This window comes from Acinetobacter sp. LMB-5, from assembly GCF_001541635.1.
Taxonomy (GTDB): domain Bacteria; phylum Pseudomonadota; class Gammaproteobacteria; order Pseudomonadales; family Moraxellaceae; genus Acinetobacter; species Acinetobacter pittii.
Window position 1 is genome coordinate 33242 of record NZ_LRDR01000015.1, and the last position, 17288, is coordinate 50529.

17 protein-coding genes are annotated in these 17288 nt (G+C 40.0%); 14 read left to right on the plus strand and 3 right to left on the minus strand.

What is annotated here, in order from left to right; all coding sequences use genetic code 11:
- Nucleotides 1-102: 102 nt before the first annotated feature.
- Together AW165_RS16795 and AW165_RS16800 are read right to left on the minus strand one after the other, a co-directional pair.
- A complete protein-coding gene (locus AW165_RS16795) occupies nucleotides 103-672 on the minus strand; it encodes a TetR/AcrR family transcriptional regulator (RefSeq protein ID WP_060466489.1) in 570 nt (189 codons plus the stop codon).
- An 80-nt stretch (nucleotides 673-752) separates the two neighbouring features.
- Entirely contained in the window at nucleotides 753-1799 is a 1047-nt protein-coding gene (locus tag AW165_RS16800) for an AraC family transcriptional regulator (protein WP_060466490.1), read from the minus strand.
- Nucleotides 1800-1906: 107 nt separating this feature from the next.
- Here AW165_RS16800 and AW165_RS16805 point away from each other — a divergent pair, with 107 nt between their 5' ends.
- The 5 genes from AW165_RS16805 to AW165_RS16825 are packed head-to-tail and all read left to right on the plus strand — an operon-like array spanning nucleotide 1907 to nucleotide 6534.
- A complete protein-coding gene (locus tag AW165_RS16805) occupies nucleotides 1907-2710 on the plus strand; it encodes an SDR family NAD(P)-dependent oxidoreductase (protein ID WP_060466491.1) in 804 nt (267 codons plus the stop codon).
- On the plus strand, nucleotides 2707-3453 hold the full coding sequence (locus tag AW165_RS16810; RefSeq protein ID WP_060466492.1) for an acetoacetate decarboxylase family protein: 747 nt from the start codon (nucleotides 2707-2709) through the stop codon (nucleotides 3451-3453). The genes AW165_RS16805 and AW165_RS16810 overlap by 4 nt, the downstream gene beginning before the upstream one ends.
- 13 nt (nucleotides 3454-3466) lie before the next feature.
- Complete coding sequence (locus tag AW165_RS16815; RefSeq protein ID WP_060466493.1) at nucleotides 3467-4336, plus strand: metal-dependent hydrolase; 870 nt, start codon at nucleotides 3467-3469, stop codon at nucleotides 4334-4336.
- Between the two features lie 57 nt (nucleotides 4337-4393).
- Nucleotides 4394-5623, plus strand: a complete 1230-nt coding sequence (locus tag AW165_RS16820; RefSeq protein WP_060466494.1) for an NADH:flavin oxidoreductase/NADH oxidase family protein — start codon at nucleotides 4394-4396, stop codon at nucleotides 5621-5623.
- Nucleotides 5624-5658: 35 nt separating this feature from the next.
- Nucleotides 5659-6534 carry a metal-dependent hydrolase gene (locus AW165_RS16825; RefSeq protein ID WP_060466495.1) on the plus strand — a complete coding sequence of 292 codons (876 nt, stop codon included), beginning with the start codon at nucleotides 5659-5661 and terminating at the stop codon, nucleotides 6532-6534.
- Between the two features lie 39 nt (nucleotides 6535-6573).
- On the opposite strand, the gene AW165_RS16830 is transcribed toward AW165_RS16825, so the two are convergent.
- A complete protein-coding gene (locus tag AW165_RS16830; RefSeq protein WP_060466496.1) occupies nucleotides 6574-7509 on the minus strand; it encodes a LysR family transcriptional regulator in 936 nt (311 codons plus the stop codon).
- Nucleotides 7510-7687: 178 nt separating this feature from the next.
- Between AW165_RS16830 and AW165_RS16835 the strand changes: the two genes are divergently transcribed.
- From AW165_RS16835 to AW165_RS19675, 9 genes are all read left to right on the plus strand, one after another.
- Entirely contained in the window at nucleotides 7688-8452 is a 765-nt protein-coding gene (locus tag AW165_RS16835; RefSeq protein ID WP_060466497.1) for an SDR family oxidoreductase, read from the plus strand.
- Between the two features lie 12 nt (nucleotides 8453-8464).
- Nucleotides 8465-9220: an SDR family NAD(P)-dependent oxidoreductase gene (locus AW165_RS16840; protein ID WP_039762566.1), complete on the plus strand. Its 756-nt coding sequence runs from the start codon at nucleotides 8465-8467 to the stop codon at nucleotides 9218-9220.
- A gap of 45 nt (nucleotides 9221-9265) precedes the next feature.
- A complete protein-coding gene (locus AW165_RS16845; RefSeq protein WP_060466498.1) occupies nucleotides 9266-10177 on the plus strand; it encodes an SDR family NAD(P)-dependent oxidoreductase in 912 nt (303 codons plus the stop codon).
- Between the two features lie 2 nt (nucleotides 10178-10179).
- On the plus strand, nucleotides 10180-10647 hold the full coding sequence (locus AW165_RS16850) for a MaoC family dehydratase (protein WP_060466499.1): 468 nt from the start codon (nucleotides 10180-10182) through the stop codon (nucleotides 10645-10647).
- A gap of 3 nt (nucleotides 10648-10650) precedes the next feature.
- Nucleotides 10651-12474 (plus strand): acyl-CoA dehydrogenase, encoded by a 1824-nt coding sequence (locus tag AW165_RS16855; protein ID WP_060466500.1) that lies wholly within the window; start codon nucleotides 10651-10653, stop codon nucleotides 12472-12474.
- Nucleotides 12475-12631: 157 nt separating this feature from the next.
- Nucleotides 12632-14005, plus strand: coding sequence for an outer membrane protein transport protein (locus AW165_RS16860; protein ID WP_060466501.1), 1374 nt, complete (start codon nucleotides 12632-12634; stop codon nucleotides 14003-14005).
- A gap of 68 nt (nucleotides 14006-14073) precedes the next feature.
- Nucleotides 14074-15714, plus strand: coding sequence for an AMP-binding protein (locus tag AW165_RS16865; protein ID WP_060466502.1), 1641 nt, complete (start codon nucleotides 14074-14076; stop codon nucleotides 15712-15714).
- A 73-nt stretch (nucleotides 15715-15787) separates the two neighbouring features.
- The gene (locus AW165_RS16870; RefSeq protein ID WP_032034041.1) at nucleotides 15788-16690 is read left to right on the plus strand and encodes a bile acid:sodium symporter family protein; all 903 of its coding nucleotides are present in this window, start codon (nucleotides 15788-15790) and stop codon (nucleotides 16688-16690) included.
- Between the two features lie 367 nt (nucleotides 16691-17057).
- Nucleotides 17058-17219 (plus strand): hypothetical protein, encoded by a 162-nt coding sequence (locus AW165_RS19675; RefSeq protein WP_153227538.1) that lies wholly within the window; start codon nucleotides 17058-17060, stop codon nucleotides 17217-17219.
- Nucleotides 17220-17288 lie beyond the last annotated feature (69 nt).

Here is a 17288-nt window from a genome sequence, read left to right on the forward strand (position 1 = left end):
ATAAGAACTTGGGCTAAGTGCTTATTATGATTTATTTAAATGAGTATTTACTCACTCATTAATTCATTCAAAAATAAGGACGCCGAGCATCCTTACTTTTATCTATATTGAAACTGCATGCCAAAACGCTTCAAAACCAGATTTGCGATAACGCTCGGCTTGAGAAGGGTCTTGGGCAATAAAATTGAGTGTAACTTCGGCAAGCGCACCTAAAATTGAAGCAATAAATAACGGCGGATAGTCTCTTAACTTGCCATCGTTAATACGTTCTTGAATGTTTTGGGTGAGGTCACAAAAAGTTTGCATACCAATTTGTTTACTTTGCTCAGTAATTTGTTCCGATGTTGAAAGCTGCGCCATGACTTTACGTTTAAGGGGAGCTTCTAAACTCCAGTCCAAATAGCTTTGCCAGATATGCGACATTTGTGTTTGCAGGTTAGCGTTAGTCGGGTAACTAAGCATCATCACCTGACGCAGTTCGGCCTTTAGCGAAAGATATAACTGGTTCAGCAGTTCTTCTTTATTACTAAAATAGGTAAATAAAGTACCTTCTGCCACGCCAGCAACTTTGGCAATTTTTGAGGTAGACGCACGCTCGCCAAGCTCTGCCAATGTTTCGATAGCAGCACTTAAAATTGCATTACGTTTATCTTCACTACGAGGACGAGCCATATACAAAAATATTAATTGAGTGATTACTCAATCATACATAAAAATATTAAGACAGCAAGAGATATTTTGTTTGATCAACATTATTGATTCTTTCTAAATGTAATCGGTGTTTGACCTGTCCATTTCTTAAATGCACGAGTGAAATTTGTGGGTTGTATATAGCCTAAATAAAGAGCTATTTCTTGTATTTCCATATCACTATTGAGTAGTAAGTTTTCAGCTTCTTTTTGTTGCACTTCTTCTAATAGATGCAGATATGAAGAACCGACTTGGCTTAAATGGCGCCGTAATGTTCGGCTAGACATGTTTAAGCGATTCGCAATTTCATCAAATGTAGGGTAACCGACTTGTGGGTTTAAATTTAACTCTGCTTTTACGGTCAGGCATATATCTTTAATTTGTTCGGAAAAGCGGAGTTGTTCAGCTTCACATTGGGCTAGAGCTTGTTTGAAAGCAATCGGATCCGCCATTTTAATAGGTAAATCTAAAAGCTGTTTTTTATACCGAATTTGATTGGTTGGTTGATTAAAATGAATAGTAGGCAATAGGTGTTGATAAGCTTTGTGGTAGCTAGGTTCTGACCAGTCAACAGATAATTCAATATCAGAAAAATCATGCTCTCTCAAAAATTGACCAGCTTGAATCACTCCAATCATTAGACACTCATAAAAAAAACGTCTAAGCGTTTCGGCTTGGGTGGGTTGATTGCTGACAACAGGGTGAGTTTCTTTAATTTCAATAATAGAAAATTCATGCTCATCTAGCAGAGCAATCTGATAATCTTTTAACCGCATATTAAAGAATTGTGTTGAAACCTCTATAGCTTGACGCAGATTTGGACTACTCATGAGGGCATATCCCATTGGCCCATGAGCAGTTAAGCGCAGTTTTATTCCATACTCATATCCCAAACCAGAATCTTTTGACAATACTAAGCTTTCCCATGCCAGTTTAGACCATTGCATCGGGGTAATTCGGGCGTCTAATCTGTCTAAAAGTGTTAAGGGAATTTTACTTTTTTTCAAAATCTCAAGGGCTAAAAATCCTTTGTCTACCATAATTTCTAATAATAAATGAGCATAAGAAATAGGAATGCTGGCTTTGGATAGCCCATAAGGATCTTTCATATTGTTTTTTATTATGGCCGAAAATGATTATCAGTATGTCTGATCTACATCTCACGCTCAAGTCAAAACTTCGGAATAATCAATTTATTCTATTTTGAGCAAGAATTATGAGTCTACCTATTCCACGAGCCTTATCTCGCGTTGTGATTACAGGTGCTTCATCGGGCATTGGTGAAGAGTTAGCAAAACAGTTCGCTTTACGAGGCTATTCCTTAGTTTTAGTCGCTCGCCGTGTCGAAAAATTAGAAGCACTGGCTGAAAAACTAAAAGCTGAATATCAAATATCCGTAGATCTATATCCATGTGATTTGGGAGATAGACAAGCTAGAGCTAAGTTTCGTCAATATTTAGAGACTATTGAGGTTTCCATTCTTTGTAATAACGCAGGTTTCGCAACTTTTGGACGACTTCAAGAGTTAGATGCAGATCGAGAGCGCGAAGAAGTCGAAGTCAATAGTGTGGCAATTCATGACCTGACTTTAGCTGTGTTGCCACAAATGCTTAAACGAAAATCCGGAGCAATACTGATAGTAGGTTCTACTTCTGGTCATCAACCGACTCCAGCAAATGCCACATACGCGGCAACTAAAGCATTTGCAAACTCATTTGCAGAGTCTTTACATAGCGAACTAATTGGTACAGGAGTGACCTGTACTTTACTTGCTCCAGGGCCTACTAAAACAGGTTTTAATGAAGTTGCGGGTATCACCAAAATTGATGGAGTCGGTGGAAATTTTGTTTGGGTGACGGCAGAACGAGTAGCGAAAGAAGCGATTCAAGGTATGGATTGCAATCGCCGTATTGTGATTCCCGGTTTTATTGCACAGGCGCAAACTTTTGGGGGACGTTATACCCCGCGCATTATTTTGCTCCCAATTCTGAAACAAGTATTTTCGAGATTAAAATCATGAGACAACTCATCAATGATTTAAGTGTTCCACTTGGCTTAGCCAATCTTGGTAATAAGCTGTATCACAATGCTCAGTATTTGACGGCTGTTGTTGAAGTCGATGAAAAAGCGATGGCTCGTTGGTTACCGTCTGGAATGACACTGGTTCAACCTGCCAGAGCTGATTTGTTCTGTGCTTATTTCCCAGAAAATGTCTATACGGGTGCTTACCATGAAGCGGGTTTATTCGTTCATATTAAAGTAGGCAATAAAACAGGAATCTTTTGCCCTTGGATGATTTTGGATGATGATCGCGCCATGATTATTGGACGTGAGTTGCTGGGCTACCCTAAAAAGATGGGTGAGATTAGCTGGGAAAATGACGGAAAACGTATTGTTAGCAATGCCTCACGCCGCGGTACAACACTCATTGAAATGGAAGCCAAGCTGGGTGAAGTCATTCATGATGCGCCTCCAATTTTAGGTTTACCACATCGAAATATTACAGGTGGATTGGGGATTGGTTTACCTCGTGAAGTTCGATTTACCCCGAAAGAACACCCACTTGAAATCCGTCGTGTAGAAATGAACCTACGTTTTACGGGTACTGAAAATGACCCTTTACATGAGATGGGACTAGGTAATGTCATTGAAGCAAGACTGCATCGAGTTGATTTGTCAGGTGGGGTAATTCCTCCAATTCAAATACCTCGTTTACGTACGCCATTATTTTTATTGCGTCAGTTTAATCCTCGTGTTTTATAACTGGAGAATAAATATGAATGCGCTCTTTCAATCAAAAAAAATACAAGATTTTTCTAAAATCTCAGCTTCAATTGATATTCCTGTAAGAGTAATGGACTTTGCCTTTCCAGATGAAATTCCAGAGTTCTGGTTCAATAATAATGCCTTGCTTACGATGTTATTGACTGCATTATCGAGTGCTTTTCCAGATGGTGAACGTCAATTTATTCATAGTGTGCGGAATTATCAGGACAAAATTAGCGATCCTATTTTGCTTAAACAAGTCCGAGCTTTTATTGGCCAAGAAGCGCATCACGGTAAAGAGCATGATGCACTTAATGCCATGATGCTTAAAAAAGGTTACCCAGTTGCACGCATTTATAAACGCTTTAAAAAGATGAACCGCATGTTGCAGCAACGGTTTTCTTTAGAACATCAGTTAGCTTGCACGGTATGTATGGAACACCTCACAGCAATTTTAGCTGACTATTTCATTAGTACCGCACCCCAAGATTTAGAGCTATTTAATACCCATGTAAGGAAAATCTGGGCATGGCATGCGATTGAAGAAACAGAACATAAAGCTGTGGCTTTTGATGTGTACCAGTCGTTGGTCAATAGACCTTATTTCTTACGGCTGGTGATGTTAGAAACTACGCTTTCTTTTCTTATCATTACCAGCAGAGGAACAACCGAACTTTTACGAGCTTCTGGAAAACAAAGAGACTTAAAAGAACTTTATCAAGGTTTCCGTTATTTGCTTGGAAAACAAGGTCTAGTTAGACGGATTGGCAAACACTATCTCGACTTTTTCTCCGCAGATTTTCATCCTTGGAAGCATGACAATCGGGACATGATGAACTTATTAAAAAAGCAATATTTCAATGAAGAGCTGCTGAATTGATCAAAAGCTGATGTTTATGTAGCACCCAAAGAACAAACAATTTTAGGAATAATTATCATGGCACAGTCTACATTTACAAATTCTCCGTTACAGCAACCATTAGAATTGGCGTGCGGCATAACCATACCCAACCGTATTGCAAAGTCGGCCATGAGTGAACAATTAGCAGATCGACATGGTTCGCCCACCACTGACTTACAGCAACTCTATGCAGCATGGGCGAGGGGTGGCACTGGGTTATTAATTACTGGCAACGTGATGATTGATCATCGCGCCTTTGTTGAGCCCCGAAATGTTGTTTTACAAGATGAGCAATTTTTACAAGCAAATAAGTTATGGGCTCAGGCGGCTAAGGCCAATGGTAGCAAAATCATCATGCAAATTAACCATCCGGGCCGTGTTGCTGTCTTGCCACTTTTAAAAAAGCCCATAGCACCATCAGCAGTCGGTCTTGATTTACCTGCCATGAATATTCTTCGCATTCCACGTGCGATGACCGAACCGGAAATATATGAGCAGATCAATCGATTTGCTACAACTGCTGCGCTTGCTGTTAAAGCTGGCTTTGATGGCGTGCAGGTACATGCAGCGCATGGCTATTTACTCTCGCAATTTTTATCACCTTTGGCTAACGTTCGGACAGATGGGTGGGGAGGAAGTCCTGAAAATCGACGCCGTATGTTGATTGAAACGGTTCGAGCTGTACGAGCTGCAATAGGCAAAGACAAAATATTAAGTGTAAAACTCAACTCTGCCGATTTTCAAAAGGGCGGCTTAAGTCAGGAAGAGTCTCTACAAATTGCATTAGCTTTAGAAGCAGAAGGGATCGACCTATTAGAGATTTCAGGCGGGAATTATGAATCTCCTGCGCAATTAGGCTATGCACCAGATCGTTCTGCTCAGCGTGATGCATATTTTATTGACTATGCCACCGCACTTCGCAAACAAAGCAAATTACCACTGATGTTAACAGGTGGACTGCGTGATGTAGATTTTATGAACCATATTGTTGCCAATGGAACGGTCGATTTGGTTGGATTGGCTCGGCCTTTTGCAGTACAGCCAGATTTAGCAAAACAACTGTTAGCCGGAAAATCGGTATTAAAACCAGCAAAAATTCCAGCCATTGGATACAAACCAGTAGATGCCTATTTGCAACTAGCTTGGCATGCTTCGCAATTTCGCCGTATTAGCAGTGGGCAACAACCCAAAGCGATTAAGGGCTTAGTGCGAACATTAATTGCCTTTGGTCCACGTATGGGCTTTAACATTTTGACTCAGGATTAATGGTAAGCCCTTTTGAAATATAAGGAATTGTAATCATGAATAGTTTAATCAGACAAAACCATGTGATTGTTCCGCGGCGTCCTGTATTTAATTTTACTGAAACGCCAACGCATTGGATTTATGACGATCCAATTGTTTCTCAAATATTAAATTCAATTAACCCGATTACACCTGCACCTGAACGTTGGTTTTGTCAGACATTTAGAGATGCATTGCCTTATATTAAAGATGAAAAACTTAAAGAGGCAGCAATTGCTTTCATTAAACAAGAGGGTGCTCATAGTTATGGACATACTCTCGGAACTAGGCATATAGAGGCTTTAGGTATTGATTTAAGTCGTTATACCAAGATGATGAATTGGATATTTAATGACATGATTGGCCCAAAACCATTAGGCTATGAATTGAAGCACCCACGCTTAAAGTCATTGTGGTTAACGACCCGATTAGCCATGGTGGCTGCCGCCGAACATTTGACTGGAGTGTTAGGACATTGGGTTCTCAATGCAGATGGGCTACAACAAGCACCTGTCGATGTAGAAATGTTACGTTTATTGCAATGGCATGGAGCTGAAGAGGTAGAACACCGTGAAGTAGCCGATGCAATGTTTAGATACTTTAGCAATAGCAATGTACTTCGGGTTGGGGCGGCAGCTTTCACGTTCCCGCTATTTATTGTTCTGGCTTATATTGCTGTAGAAAATCTAGTAGAACAGGATGCACAATTACCACATCGTTTTCGTTTCAAAGATTATTTCCGAGCAGCTCGACAAGACCGTGTGCCTAAGGTTGACGATATAATACGTGCTTGCTTGCGATATTTTAATCCTCATCATAATCCTTTAAATGAGGGATCAACTGAGCAAGCATTGGCATTTTTAAATGATGGTAATTACCAACAGGTCACTTAAATGACTGTATTATCTTTCTGAATCAGTTTTGAAATGATTTTATAAACTATTCATAAGCTGCAATATTTGGCTCTTACACCATACGATTTGGTGTTCATGGGACTTTTGCTGATCCCAATATAAATTCATCTGATATCCAACAATATCTATCGGTAGCGGATGCACCTTAATTTGAGGGTAAGCATCTTTAAAATGAGCAATTTGACATTGAGGAATCGTGAGTAAATGGTCCATTTGTGTAATTAATCGGATTGCCGTTTCATATTGTTGGCAGCGGAAACTAATCGTTCTTTTAATACCTTGTTTAGATAAGAAAAAATCTTCAAAAACACGACCTGTGGGACGAGAAGACACTGTAATGTGCTTAGCTTCTAAATAAATTTCTTTGGTTAGGTTTGTTGTGGATAATAAAGGATGCTGCTTGCGACTTATTACTACAAATTGATCTTTAGTAAGGCATTCATAACCAATGCTATCTTCAACCGAATGTTGCACATCAATCGCAAAATCGATTTTCCCCGTAGAAAGCTCATGTCTTAAGTTTTTACGATCAATGCGTACGCTATTTAACTGCAAATTAGGATTAAATTGAGTTAAGTGCTGAATAATAGAGGGTAAAAAAATTCCTTCATACTCATCATTCATAGCAATTGTGAGATGCTTTAAATCTCGTGCTGGTACAAAGTCATGCGTGCTTTGAATTGCTTGATGCATAAGTTGTAATGACTGTTCAATTTTAGGCCATAAACGTTTGGCTAAAGGTGATGGAACAACACCGTGTCCATCTCGAATAAATAATGGGTCATTAAAATGATCACGTAAACGAGCTAATGCATGGCTAACAGCAGGTTGACTTAGAAAAAGTTGTTCACTGGCCCGTGTTAGATTTTTTTCTCTATAAATTGCCACAAATACACGAAATAAATTCAGGTCAATACGAGCAAGAGAGGCAATATTATTATTCATTTCATTCATAGTTTGTTATTCAAACAATTCATTTTATTCATTGTAACAAGTTAGATATGGTCAGGAAATAGCATAAGAAATAGAGTGATTAATACTGTGAATTTTGAATGTAGCGCTTGTGGTAACCAAATTTAGAAGCGTTGATTACAACTAATTTTTATAAAACCTATGAACATAAGGAAATGATATGGCAACACATTTATTTGATTTGACTGGAAAAATAGCCTTAGTTACAGGTGCAAGCCGTGGTATTGGTGAGGAAATTGCCAAACTTTTAGCAGAACAAGGTGCACATGTAATTGTATCTAGTCGCAAGATTGAAGATTGCCAACGCGTTGCTAATGAAATTATTGCAGCAAATGGAAAGGCGGAGGCTTTTGCTTGCCATGTGGGTAAGTTAGAAGATATTGCAGAAATTTTTGAATATATCCGTAAAGAACATGGGCGTTTAGATATTTTAGTCAACAATGCGGCCGCCAACCCTTATTTTGGTCATATTCTTGATACGGATATTGCTGCATATAACAAAACGGTTGAAGTCAATATTCGTGGATATTTCTTCATGTCTATTGAAGCGGGCAAATTAATGAAAGAACAGGGCAGCGGTGCAATTGTTAATACCGCATCTGTAAATGCCCTGCAACCCGGAGATCGACAAGGTATTTATTCTATTACCAAAGCTGCGGTAGTGAATATGACCAAAGCCTTTGCAAAAGAATGTGGACCATTGGGCATTCGAGTGAATGCTTTATTGCCGGGTCTTACCAAGACTAAATTTGCTTCGGCACTATTTGAAAATGAAGATATTTATAAAAGCTGGATGGACACAATTCCATTACGCCGTCACGCAGAACCGCGTGAAATGGCTGGAACTGTACTTTATTTAGTGTCAGATGCTGCGAGTTACACCAATGGTGAATGTATTGTAGTTGATGGCGGTTTAACTATTTAGGGAGGAATAGCAATGTACGAACATTATTCAGGTCAAGTGGTCTTAATCACAGGTGCGGCGAGTGGATTTGGTGCATTGCTGGCAGAGCAACTGGCGAAGTATGGTGCAAAATTAGTGTTGGGTGACTTGAATATTGAAGGGTTAAATACTGTAGTTGAACCGCTACGCCAAGCAGGAGTAGAGGTGGTTGCGCAAGTGTGTGATGTCAGTTGTGAAGCAGATGTACAGGCTTTGGTGCAAAGTGCAGTTACTCAGTTTGGTAGAGTCGATGTCGGGATCAATAATGCAGGTATGAGTCCGCCTATGAAAAGCTTTATTGATACCGATGAAGCAGATCTGGATTTGAGTTTTGCCGTCAATGCCAAAGGTGTGTTCTTTGGAATGAAGCATCAAATTCGTCAGATGTTGCAACAAGGTGGTGGCATTATTCTGAATGTTGCTTCTGTTGCAGGTTTAGGTGCGGCTCCCAAATTGGCTGCCTATTCTGCGGCAAAGCATGCTGTGGTGGGATTAACCAAAACAGCAGCGATTGAATATGCAAATAAAGGCATTCGAGTTAATGCAATTTGTCCATTTTATACAACCACCCCGATGGTGGTCGACAGTGAACTCAAAGAGAAACAAGACTTTTTAGCGCAGGCCTCGCCAATGAAGCGTCTTGGCCATCCAAGTGAAGTGGTGGCAATGATGCTGATGATGTGTGCCAAAGAAAACTCATATCTCACAGGTCAAGCCATTGCAATTGATGGCGGCGTGACAGCTTATTAAAACATTTATTAAATAATATCTTATTCATTTATTTAGGAAAAAATCATGACAATTAATTTAAACAATCGAGTGGCTATTGTTACAGGTGCTGGCGCTGGTCTAGGGCGAGAACATGCGCTGTTACTGGCTCGTTTGGGTGCAAAAGTGGTTGTGAATGATCTGGGTAGTGATGTAAACGGAAAGGGCGGCTCAACCATGGCGGCCCAAAAAGTCGTGGATGAAATTATTGCAGCGGGTGGCGAGGCGATGGCAAATGGCGCTTCAGTCACTGATATTGAACAAGTTCAACAGATGGTAGATGAAACAATTGCCCGTTGGGGACGTGTAGATATTTTAATTAATAACGCTGGAATTCTCCGAGATAAAACCTTTAGTAAAATGTCATTAGATGACTTCCGTACCGTGATTGATGTCCACTTAATGGGGGCCGTAAATTGCACTAAAGCTGTATGGGATATTATGCGTGAGCAAAAATATGGTCGTATTGTCATGACCACGTCATCCTCAGGTTTGTACGGCAATTTTGGGCAGTCCAATTACAGTGCTGCAAAAATGGCATTGGTTGGACTCATGCAGACACTGGCTTTAGAGGGTGAAAAATCTAATGTTCGGGTGAACTGTCTAGCACCAACAGCTGCAACTCGTATGCTTGAAGGATTATTACCTGAAGAAGCCCTTAAAGCTCTTGCTCCAAGTGCGGTCAGTCCTGCAATCGCGACTTTGGTTAGCGAAGATGCACCTACCCGTATGATTCTTTGTGCTGGCGCAGGTAGTTTTGAAGCTGCCCACATTACCCTTACTCAAGGAATTTATTTAGGTACGGATGAACAAGTTCCGCATGTTTTAGCACAACGTTTAGCTGATGTTTCAGACCGAACAGATGAGTTTGTGCCTGTCAGAGGAGGCGCTCAGGGTGAGCTTGAGCTGAAAAAAGCTTCATTAATGGCAGGAGAATAATTTTGACAAAAAATACATTAAGCATCGACCAACTGGTTGAGTTGCAAGGCCAAGCATTAGGTAGCTCGCAATGGATGACCATTGATCAAAGCATGATTAATACCTTTGCGGATGTCACACAAGATCATCAATTTATTCATGTGGATGAAGAAGCTGCTCGTCAGACACCTTTTGGTGGCACCATTGCCCACGGTTTTTTAACACTCTCTTTACTTTCAGCGATGGCCGTTCAGGTGTTGCCGACTGTAAAGGGGCAGAAATCTGGCGTGAATTATGGCATCAATAATTTGCGTTTTATGAGTCCTGTACATAGCGGTAAGCGGGTGCGTGGAAATTTTCACTTAAAAAATGTTTCCCAAAAAAATAAGGGAAGTTATCAGTTGATCATGGAAGTCACGATTGAAATCGAAGATCAGGCAAAACCGGCACTTGTGACAGAGTGGCTTACACTTGTAAATGTAGAGGAATAAACCATGAGCAATGAATTGATTCTCTCTCGCCGTGATGTCGATTTTTTGCTATTCGATTGGCTAAAAGTCGAAGAACTTAGTCAACGCAATTCTTTTGCAGGACAGGACCGTTTTGAATATACGTCTGTTTTAAACGTTTACGAGGCTTTGGCAACCGATTTATTTGCTCCTCATAATAAAAAAAATGACAGTAACGAACCTGTTTTTGATGGTGAACGTGTGACTGTCAATCCTGAAGTCGGAGTCGCGCTTAAGGCCTTTGCTGATGCGGGGTTGATGAGTGCAGCTTTTCCATCAGATTGGAATGGTATGAACTTACCCAATACCATTGAGCGTGCAGGTATGGCATATCTACTCGGTGCCAATTCAGGAACAGCAGGCTATGCCTTTTTAACCATTGGTAATGCAAATTTATTAATGGCCCATGGTGAACCTGAAAAAGTGAAACCCTATGTCAACGCCATGATGGAAGGTAAATGTTTCGGAACGATGTGTTTATCTGAACCACAAGCAGGTTCAAGTCTTGCTGATATTCGTACACGTGCGATTAAAACAGAAGATGGTCGTTATCGTCTGTTTGGAAACAAAATGTGGATTTCAGGCGGCGAGCACGATATCTCTGACAATATTGTTCATTTAGTTTTGGCAAAAATTCCAGATGAAAATGGACAATTACCAGCAGGTGTGCAAGGCATTTCATTGTTTACTGTACCGCGAAAATTACTCGATGAAAATGGACAGCCAAGCGAACGCAATGATGTGGTGCTGGCTGGAATTAACCATAAAATGGGCTATCGGGGAACAGTCAACTGCGTGCTGAATTTTGGGGAAGGTCGTTTCACACCCGAAGGAGAAGCAGGTGCAATTGGCGAGCTAGTCGGCGAAGCTGGTAAAGGGCTGGCCTATATGTTTCATATGATGAATGAAGCCCGAATTTCGGTTGGACTTGGGGCGGCAGCATTGGGATATACTGGTTATCTGCATGCTTTAGATTATGCAAAAAACCGAGTACAAGGTCGCTCTCGTAGCGAACGTAATCCAAGTTCTCCACAAATCCCGCTCATTCAACATGCGGATGTCCGCCGTATGCTCTTGGCGCAAAAAGCATATGTCTCAGGTGCATTGGCACTGTGCCTATATGCAGCCCGCTTAACCGATGATATTCACTCACTTGAAGATGCCGAGCAGCGTAATCAAGCCAATCAATTACTTGATCTATTAACTCCGGTGGTGAAAAGCTGGTCTTCTGAATGGGGACTTGTAGCAAATGATTTAGCAATTCAAGTTCATGGTGGCTACGGTTATACCCGTGAATATAACGTTGAACAGTTTTATCGGGACAATCGACTCAATCCAATCCATGAAGGAACATTTGGTATTCAGGCACTCGATTTATTAGGACGTAAAACTCGTCTTAATCAAGGGCTGTCGATGAAACTATTACATGAAAAAATCATGAATACCATTACGCAAGCTAAAGCAGAGCCTTCGTTAAAAGATCATGCAGATCACTTAGCTCAAAAGTGGCAACTCATCCAAAATGTAACAGAGAAATTACATGCCTTAACCGATGTAGAACTCCAACTGGCAAATGCCGCCAATTATCTGGAAGCCTTTGGGCATCTTGTGGTGGGGTGGTTATGGCTTGATCAAGCAGTAGTCATTCATAAACTCATGCCAAATTCAACAGACCCTGATTTTCTGCGTGGGAAGCTTGCAGCTTGTGATTATTTCTTTGGTTGGGAAATGCCGAAAATTATGAGTTGGTTAGCGGTACTTGATCCGGTAGAGACGACTCCACTCAATATGTCAGAAGAATGGTTCTAGTTAGAACCATTCCTTAACCGCACCGTTTGACAAAAAAGGAGAACAACCTGATTTTATAGAAAATGCCTAATAAGAATCACTATGTAAAAACAAACATCAGGCGTTCAGTAAAGAGCGCCCTAATAAGTAAAAATAAAAATCTAGGACGGATTAAAAGATGAAAAAGAAAACATTAGTCATGGTCATGGCTTCATTTTGTACGAGCCCACTCTATGCAGCAGCATTTGATCGAACAGGACAATCAATTTCTGCATTTCTACAACCTGGTAATTATTTTGAGGCAAGTTTATCTGTTTCAGACACTTCGTTAGAAGGACAAGAAGCGGGTACAAACCCAACGCGTAATAGTATTTCTGATATTGCAAACTCTGATTATCGTCCCAGTGCAGCTTTGAAATTACAGTTAGCACCTCAGTTCTCATTTGGTTTTCTTTACGATCAGCCATTTACTTCCGACTCTGAATATTATGGAAATAACAGTTTTGTTGCTAAGCCGAGTGATACGATTTTAGTACCAGGCATTGATTCAGCAACACTTGCCCAAAAGACCGGTGGAGAAGTCGTAACAGGTAACACCAAATCGAATTTTGTTATGCAAAATTTTAGTCTGATATTTGGTTATCAACCGGATAAGAACTGGAATTTTTATGCAGGTCCTGTTTATCAGACATTTAAAAGTAACGTCAATTTAAGAGGTCAAGTTTTCAGTTTATATAATGGCTATGACTTTAATGCCAAAGAGGTTGGAGATTGGGGATGGTTGGCAGGATTTGGTTATCAAATTCCCGAAAAAGCCATTAAAGCCTCATTGACCTATCGTTCAGAGATTATGCATGAAGTGACTGCCAATGAAAATGCGCCATTGGTTGATATGTTAAGTACGCAGCAAGGCCGTGATTTTCTTGATCAGCATTTGGCGTATATGGTTTCTATAGGACAACTCACTGAATCGCGTAAGGAGGCACTCAATCGTATTGTTGCGGGCTTACCCGAAGCAGGCACATCAGGCTCAACTAAGTTTAGAGCGCCAGAGTCAGTAAATTTGGAATTTCAGACCGGATTACGCAAAGGTACTTTATTGTTCGGTAACGTGCGTTGGGTTCACTGGAACGATTTTGAGTTTAAACCGTATCGTTTTGGTGAAATCTCAGAAGTTGTTGGGGTTCTATCAACGCCAAGTCGTCCAAATGGTTTTAATCTGGTTCGTTATTATGATGATCAATGGTCTGCCAATCTTGGAATTGGACAACGCCTAAGCGATAAATGGTCGGGTTCAGTTTCTGTAGGTTGGGACTCGGGAGCAGGTGAGCGCGTGTCCACAGGCGGGCCAGCTAAAGGTTATTACAGTGTTGGTCTTGGTGCACAATATAGTCCAACTTCAAAATACTTTATTTCAGGTGGAATGAAGTATCTATGGCTTGGTGATGCCAAAGGTCAGCTTGGTGCTCAGGCAGGCAGTGAATATTATGTGGGTGAATATAAAAATAACTATTCAATCGGTTACGGTTTGAAAATTGGTTATAAATTTTAACTTAACAATAATGACATAGATGACACAGAAGAAAATCGAAATTTTTCTCTATCATAAAGGACGATAAGATGACAAAACAGATCTGGTTAGACGAATATAAGCAATGGAATATAGAAAGTACGATTACATTGCCGGATGAACACACTTCACTTCTCGATTTATGGGACAACAGTTTTAATAAGTTCCAGCAAAGAAAGGCTTTTATATTTGCAGATCAATCTTTTTCTTATGCTGAAATCGATTTATATAGTCGAAAAGTAGCAACATTCTTGCAAAGTTTAGGGCTAGAAAAAGGTACACGTGTTGCCGTGATGATGCCCAATATTATTCAGTACCCAATTATTTCACTTGCCGTCATTCGTGCAGGTTACATTCTAGTCAATATTAATCCACTCTATACAGCCCGTGAATTAAAGCATCAATTAAATGATGCTGGCGCAAAAGTCTTATTTATATTAGAGCAGTTTTTACCTGTTTATGAGGCAGTCAAAGAACAAGTTTCGGTTGAACAAATTATTACCACCACCATGACTGAAATGTTGGTCGACCAACCTACTGAATTAGACACCTTAGATTCTAAAAAATACGCTTTTAAGCAAATCTTATTGAAGACAAATGCCCAAGACTATATACGTCCTAAGCTTATTCTTGAAGACACTGCGCTTTTACAATATACGGGCGGAACAACAGGTGTCTCCAAGGGCGCAGAATTAACCCATAAAAATATTGTCGCCAACTTATTACAAAATAATGTGGTTTTTAAAAGCTACTTAGGTGACCGAGATGCTTTCGAAGATGAAATAGCGATCTGTGCCTTACCGCTTTATCATATTTTTGGTTTTACTGTCTGTTTATTGCACAGTGCAATGAACAAAGGTTATGCCACTGTTTTAGTTCCAAATCCGCGTGATTTAGATGCTCTTGTACATTGTTTTGAAAAATATCGTCCTACGGTTTTTCCTGCTGTAAATACTTTATTTAATGCACTGATTAATCATGAAGGCTTTAATAAGCTGGACCATAGCCGTTTAGAAATTACCACTGGCGGCGGTATGGCAATTTTGAAATCCACTGCCGATGGATGGGAAAAACTGACAGGACGTATTATCCGTGAAGGGTATGGCTTATCAGAAACGTCGCCTGTTGCGACCTTTAACCCGCCAATCTCTAATACTTTTAGTGGCACGATCGGTATTCCTGTACCGAGCACGGATATTGCAATTTTGGATGATGAAGGTCATCAATTAGCACCCGGTGAAACTGGAGAAATTGCAATTCGTGGCCCGCAGGTCATGAAAGGTTATTGGAATTTACCTGAAGAAACGAAAGCAGTCATGACTGCTGATGGTTTCTTTAGAACGGGTGATATTGGCTTTATGAATGAAAAAGGCTATACCAAAATTATTGACCGTAAAAAAGACATGATTTTAGTTTCAGGCTTTAATGTTTTTCCGAACGAAATTGAAGAAGTTTTAGCCCAACATCCCAAAATTTTAGAAGTCGCCGTGGTTGGTATTGCAGATGAAAAATCGGGTGAAGTGCCTAAAGCCTTTATTGTCAAAAAGGATGACTCTTTATCGGTTGAAGAAATCCAAATCTATGCAAAAGAAAACCTGACTGGCTACAAACAACCACGCTATATTCAATTTATCAATGAATTACCCAAGTCGAATGTGGGTAAAATTTTAAGAAAAGAACTAAAGGTTTAATAAAAACTTTTAATTAAAAACATAAGCGTATGGGACTAGAAGGTCCATAAATAAATGAAAAAGGAATGAGATTATGGGTTCAGGATTAATTACCGTATTTTTACCAATTGCACTCGCAATTATTATGGCTGGTTTGGGCCTAGAGTTGACCATAAATGACTTTAAACGCGTGCGACAACACCCCAAAGCCGTCTTTATCGCATTATTTTGCCAACTGGTTATTTTAGTCGGTATTGCATTTATTATTTGTAAGGTTCTTGCTTTACCACCAATGCTTGCTGTTGGATTAATGCTCCTTTCTGCATCACCGGGCGGGCCAACAGCTAACTTATTTAGTTATCTCTATAAAGGAGATATCGCTTTAAATATTACTTTAACGGCTATAAATTCGGTCATTGCTGCCTTTACACTTCCATTAATCGTGAATTTTGCAATACAGCACTTTATGGAAAATGGACAAAATGTAGGTTTGCAATTCTCTAAAATCATACAGGTTTTTCTCATTATTCTAGTGCCCGTTGGGATCGGGATGTTAGTTCGTCATTTTGCGCCGCATACGGCTGAAAAGCTCAATAAACCTGTGCGTATCTTTGCTATCGTTTTTCTCGTATCAATCATCATATTAGCAATTGCGCGAGATTACCAAAATCTGATGACGTATATTGGACAAATTGGATTGGCAACTTTGCTGTTCTGCGTATGTAGTTTAATGGTTGGCTATTTTGTTCCAAGATTATTGGGTGTAAATAGCTTTCAGGCAAAAGCTTGCGCGTTTGAAATTGGAATTCATAACAGTACCTTAGCCATGACCATTGCTTTTACAGTAATGGCAAGCAGTATGGCCGCTATGCCAGCAGCAGTTTATTCATTATTTATGTACATTGTTGCTGCAATCTTTGGCACATTGTTAAATCGTCTAGAAAAGAAAGACATCACCCAAATATCACCTAAAACGTACTCAAAGAATCTTCAGTAATATCTGGCAGATAAAGGTATTTAATTACCACCAGATGTTGAGAGTTTGAAATAAAAGAGGAGGCTAATACCTCCTTTTTTAGTCTCAAAATTTAAAATATTTATGGCCGAGCAAACGCAGTCATAATAAAAAGAAAGCGTTAGAGTGCTGTTATAAAAGCAAATTGTTAAGCCAATATTTAAGGTTTTCCTTAATTATGTAATTAAATGAAAAACAATAATTTAATTAAATAATTTCTAGCCAATTTCACATTGACAGCTCAAATATTGAAGATTACCATTTGCGGGCTGGCCTACATTGCCAGCCGGTTTTGACGGACCGCTATTTCAACCACATCAGGATTATTTCTTCTGAGGAGTAGTCTTGTGTGCACACCTCGTTCCCTCCCGTAGCGGTAGGACGGGAGTGGGACACTTTCGAGTGTGCTGGAGTTGAAACCAGTCCGTCAACCCGCTTCCGTTCTGCCACCATAATTTATAATGCTTTGGCAGAACTCCCAAAAGAAGGAGTTGGCTATGCACATTCATAAATTATCGGCAGTCACTGTCAAAAACTATCTCGACACAACTTAAAATTTTAAAGCAGTTTGATGAGCCAT

What these genes read in the sequence shown, in the direction of transcription:
- AW165_RS16795 (WP_060466489.1), bottom strand. Translation starts at nt 672, where the DNA reads ATGGCTCGTCCTCGTAGTGAAGATAAACGTAATGCAATTTTAAGTGCT.
- AW165_RS16800 (WP_060466490.1), bottom strand. Translation starts at nt 1,799, where the DNA reads ATGAAAGATCCTTATGGGCTATCCAAAGCCAGCATTCCTATTTCTTAT.
- AW165_RS16805 (WP_060466491.1), top strand. Translation starts at nt 1,907, where the DNA reads ATGAGTCTACCTATTCCACGAGCCTTATCTCGCGTTGTGATTACAGGT.
- AW165_RS16810 (WP_060466492.1), top strand. Translation starts at nt 2,707, where the DNA reads ATGAGACAACTCATCAATGATTTAAGTGTTCCACTTGGCTTAGCCAAT.
- AW165_RS16815 (WP_060466493.1), top strand. Translation starts at nt 3,467, where the DNA reads ATGAATGCGCTCTTTCAATCAAAAAAAATACAAGATTTTTCTAAAATC.
- AW165_RS16820 (WP_060466494.1), top strand. Translation starts at nt 4,394, where the DNA reads ATGGCACAGTCTACATTTACAAATTCTCCGTTACAGCAACCATTAGAA.
- AW165_RS16825 (WP_060466495.1), top strand. Translation starts at nt 5,659, where the DNA reads ATGAATAGTTTAATCAGACAAAACCATGTGATTGTTCCGCGGCGTCCT.
- AW165_RS16830 (WP_060466496.1), bottom strand. Translation starts at nt 7,509, where the DNA reads ATGAATGAAATGAATAATAATATTGCCTCTCTTGCTCGTATTGACCTG.
- AW165_RS16835 (WP_060466497.1), top strand. Translation starts at nt 7,688, where the DNA reads ATGGCAACACATTTATTTGATTTGACTGGAAAAATAGCCTTAGTTACA.
- AW165_RS16840 (WP_039762566.1), top strand. Translation starts at nt 8,465, where the DNA reads ATGTACGAACATTATTCAGGTCAAGTGGTCTTAATCACAGGTGCGGCG.
- AW165_RS16845 (WP_060466498.1), top strand. Translation starts at nt 9,266, where the DNA reads ATGACAATTAATTTAAACAATCGAGTGGCTATTGTTACAGGTGCTGGC.
- AW165_RS16855 (WP_060466500.1), top strand. Translation starts at nt 10,651, where the DNA reads ATGAGCAATGAATTGATTCTCTCTCGCCGTGATGTCGATTTTTTGCTA.
- AW165_RS16860 (WP_060466501.1), top strand. Translation starts at nt 12,632, where the DNA reads ATGAAAAAGAAAACATTAGTCATGGTCATGGCTTCATTTTGTACGAGC.
- AW165_RS16865 (WP_060466502.1), top strand. Translation starts at nt 14,074, where the DNA reads ATGACAAAACAGATCTGGTTAGACGAATATAAGCAATGGAATATAGAA.
- AW165_RS16870 (WP_032034041.1), top strand. Translation starts at nt 15,788, where the DNA reads ATGGGTTCAGGATTAATTACCGTATTTTTACCAATTGCACTCGCAATT.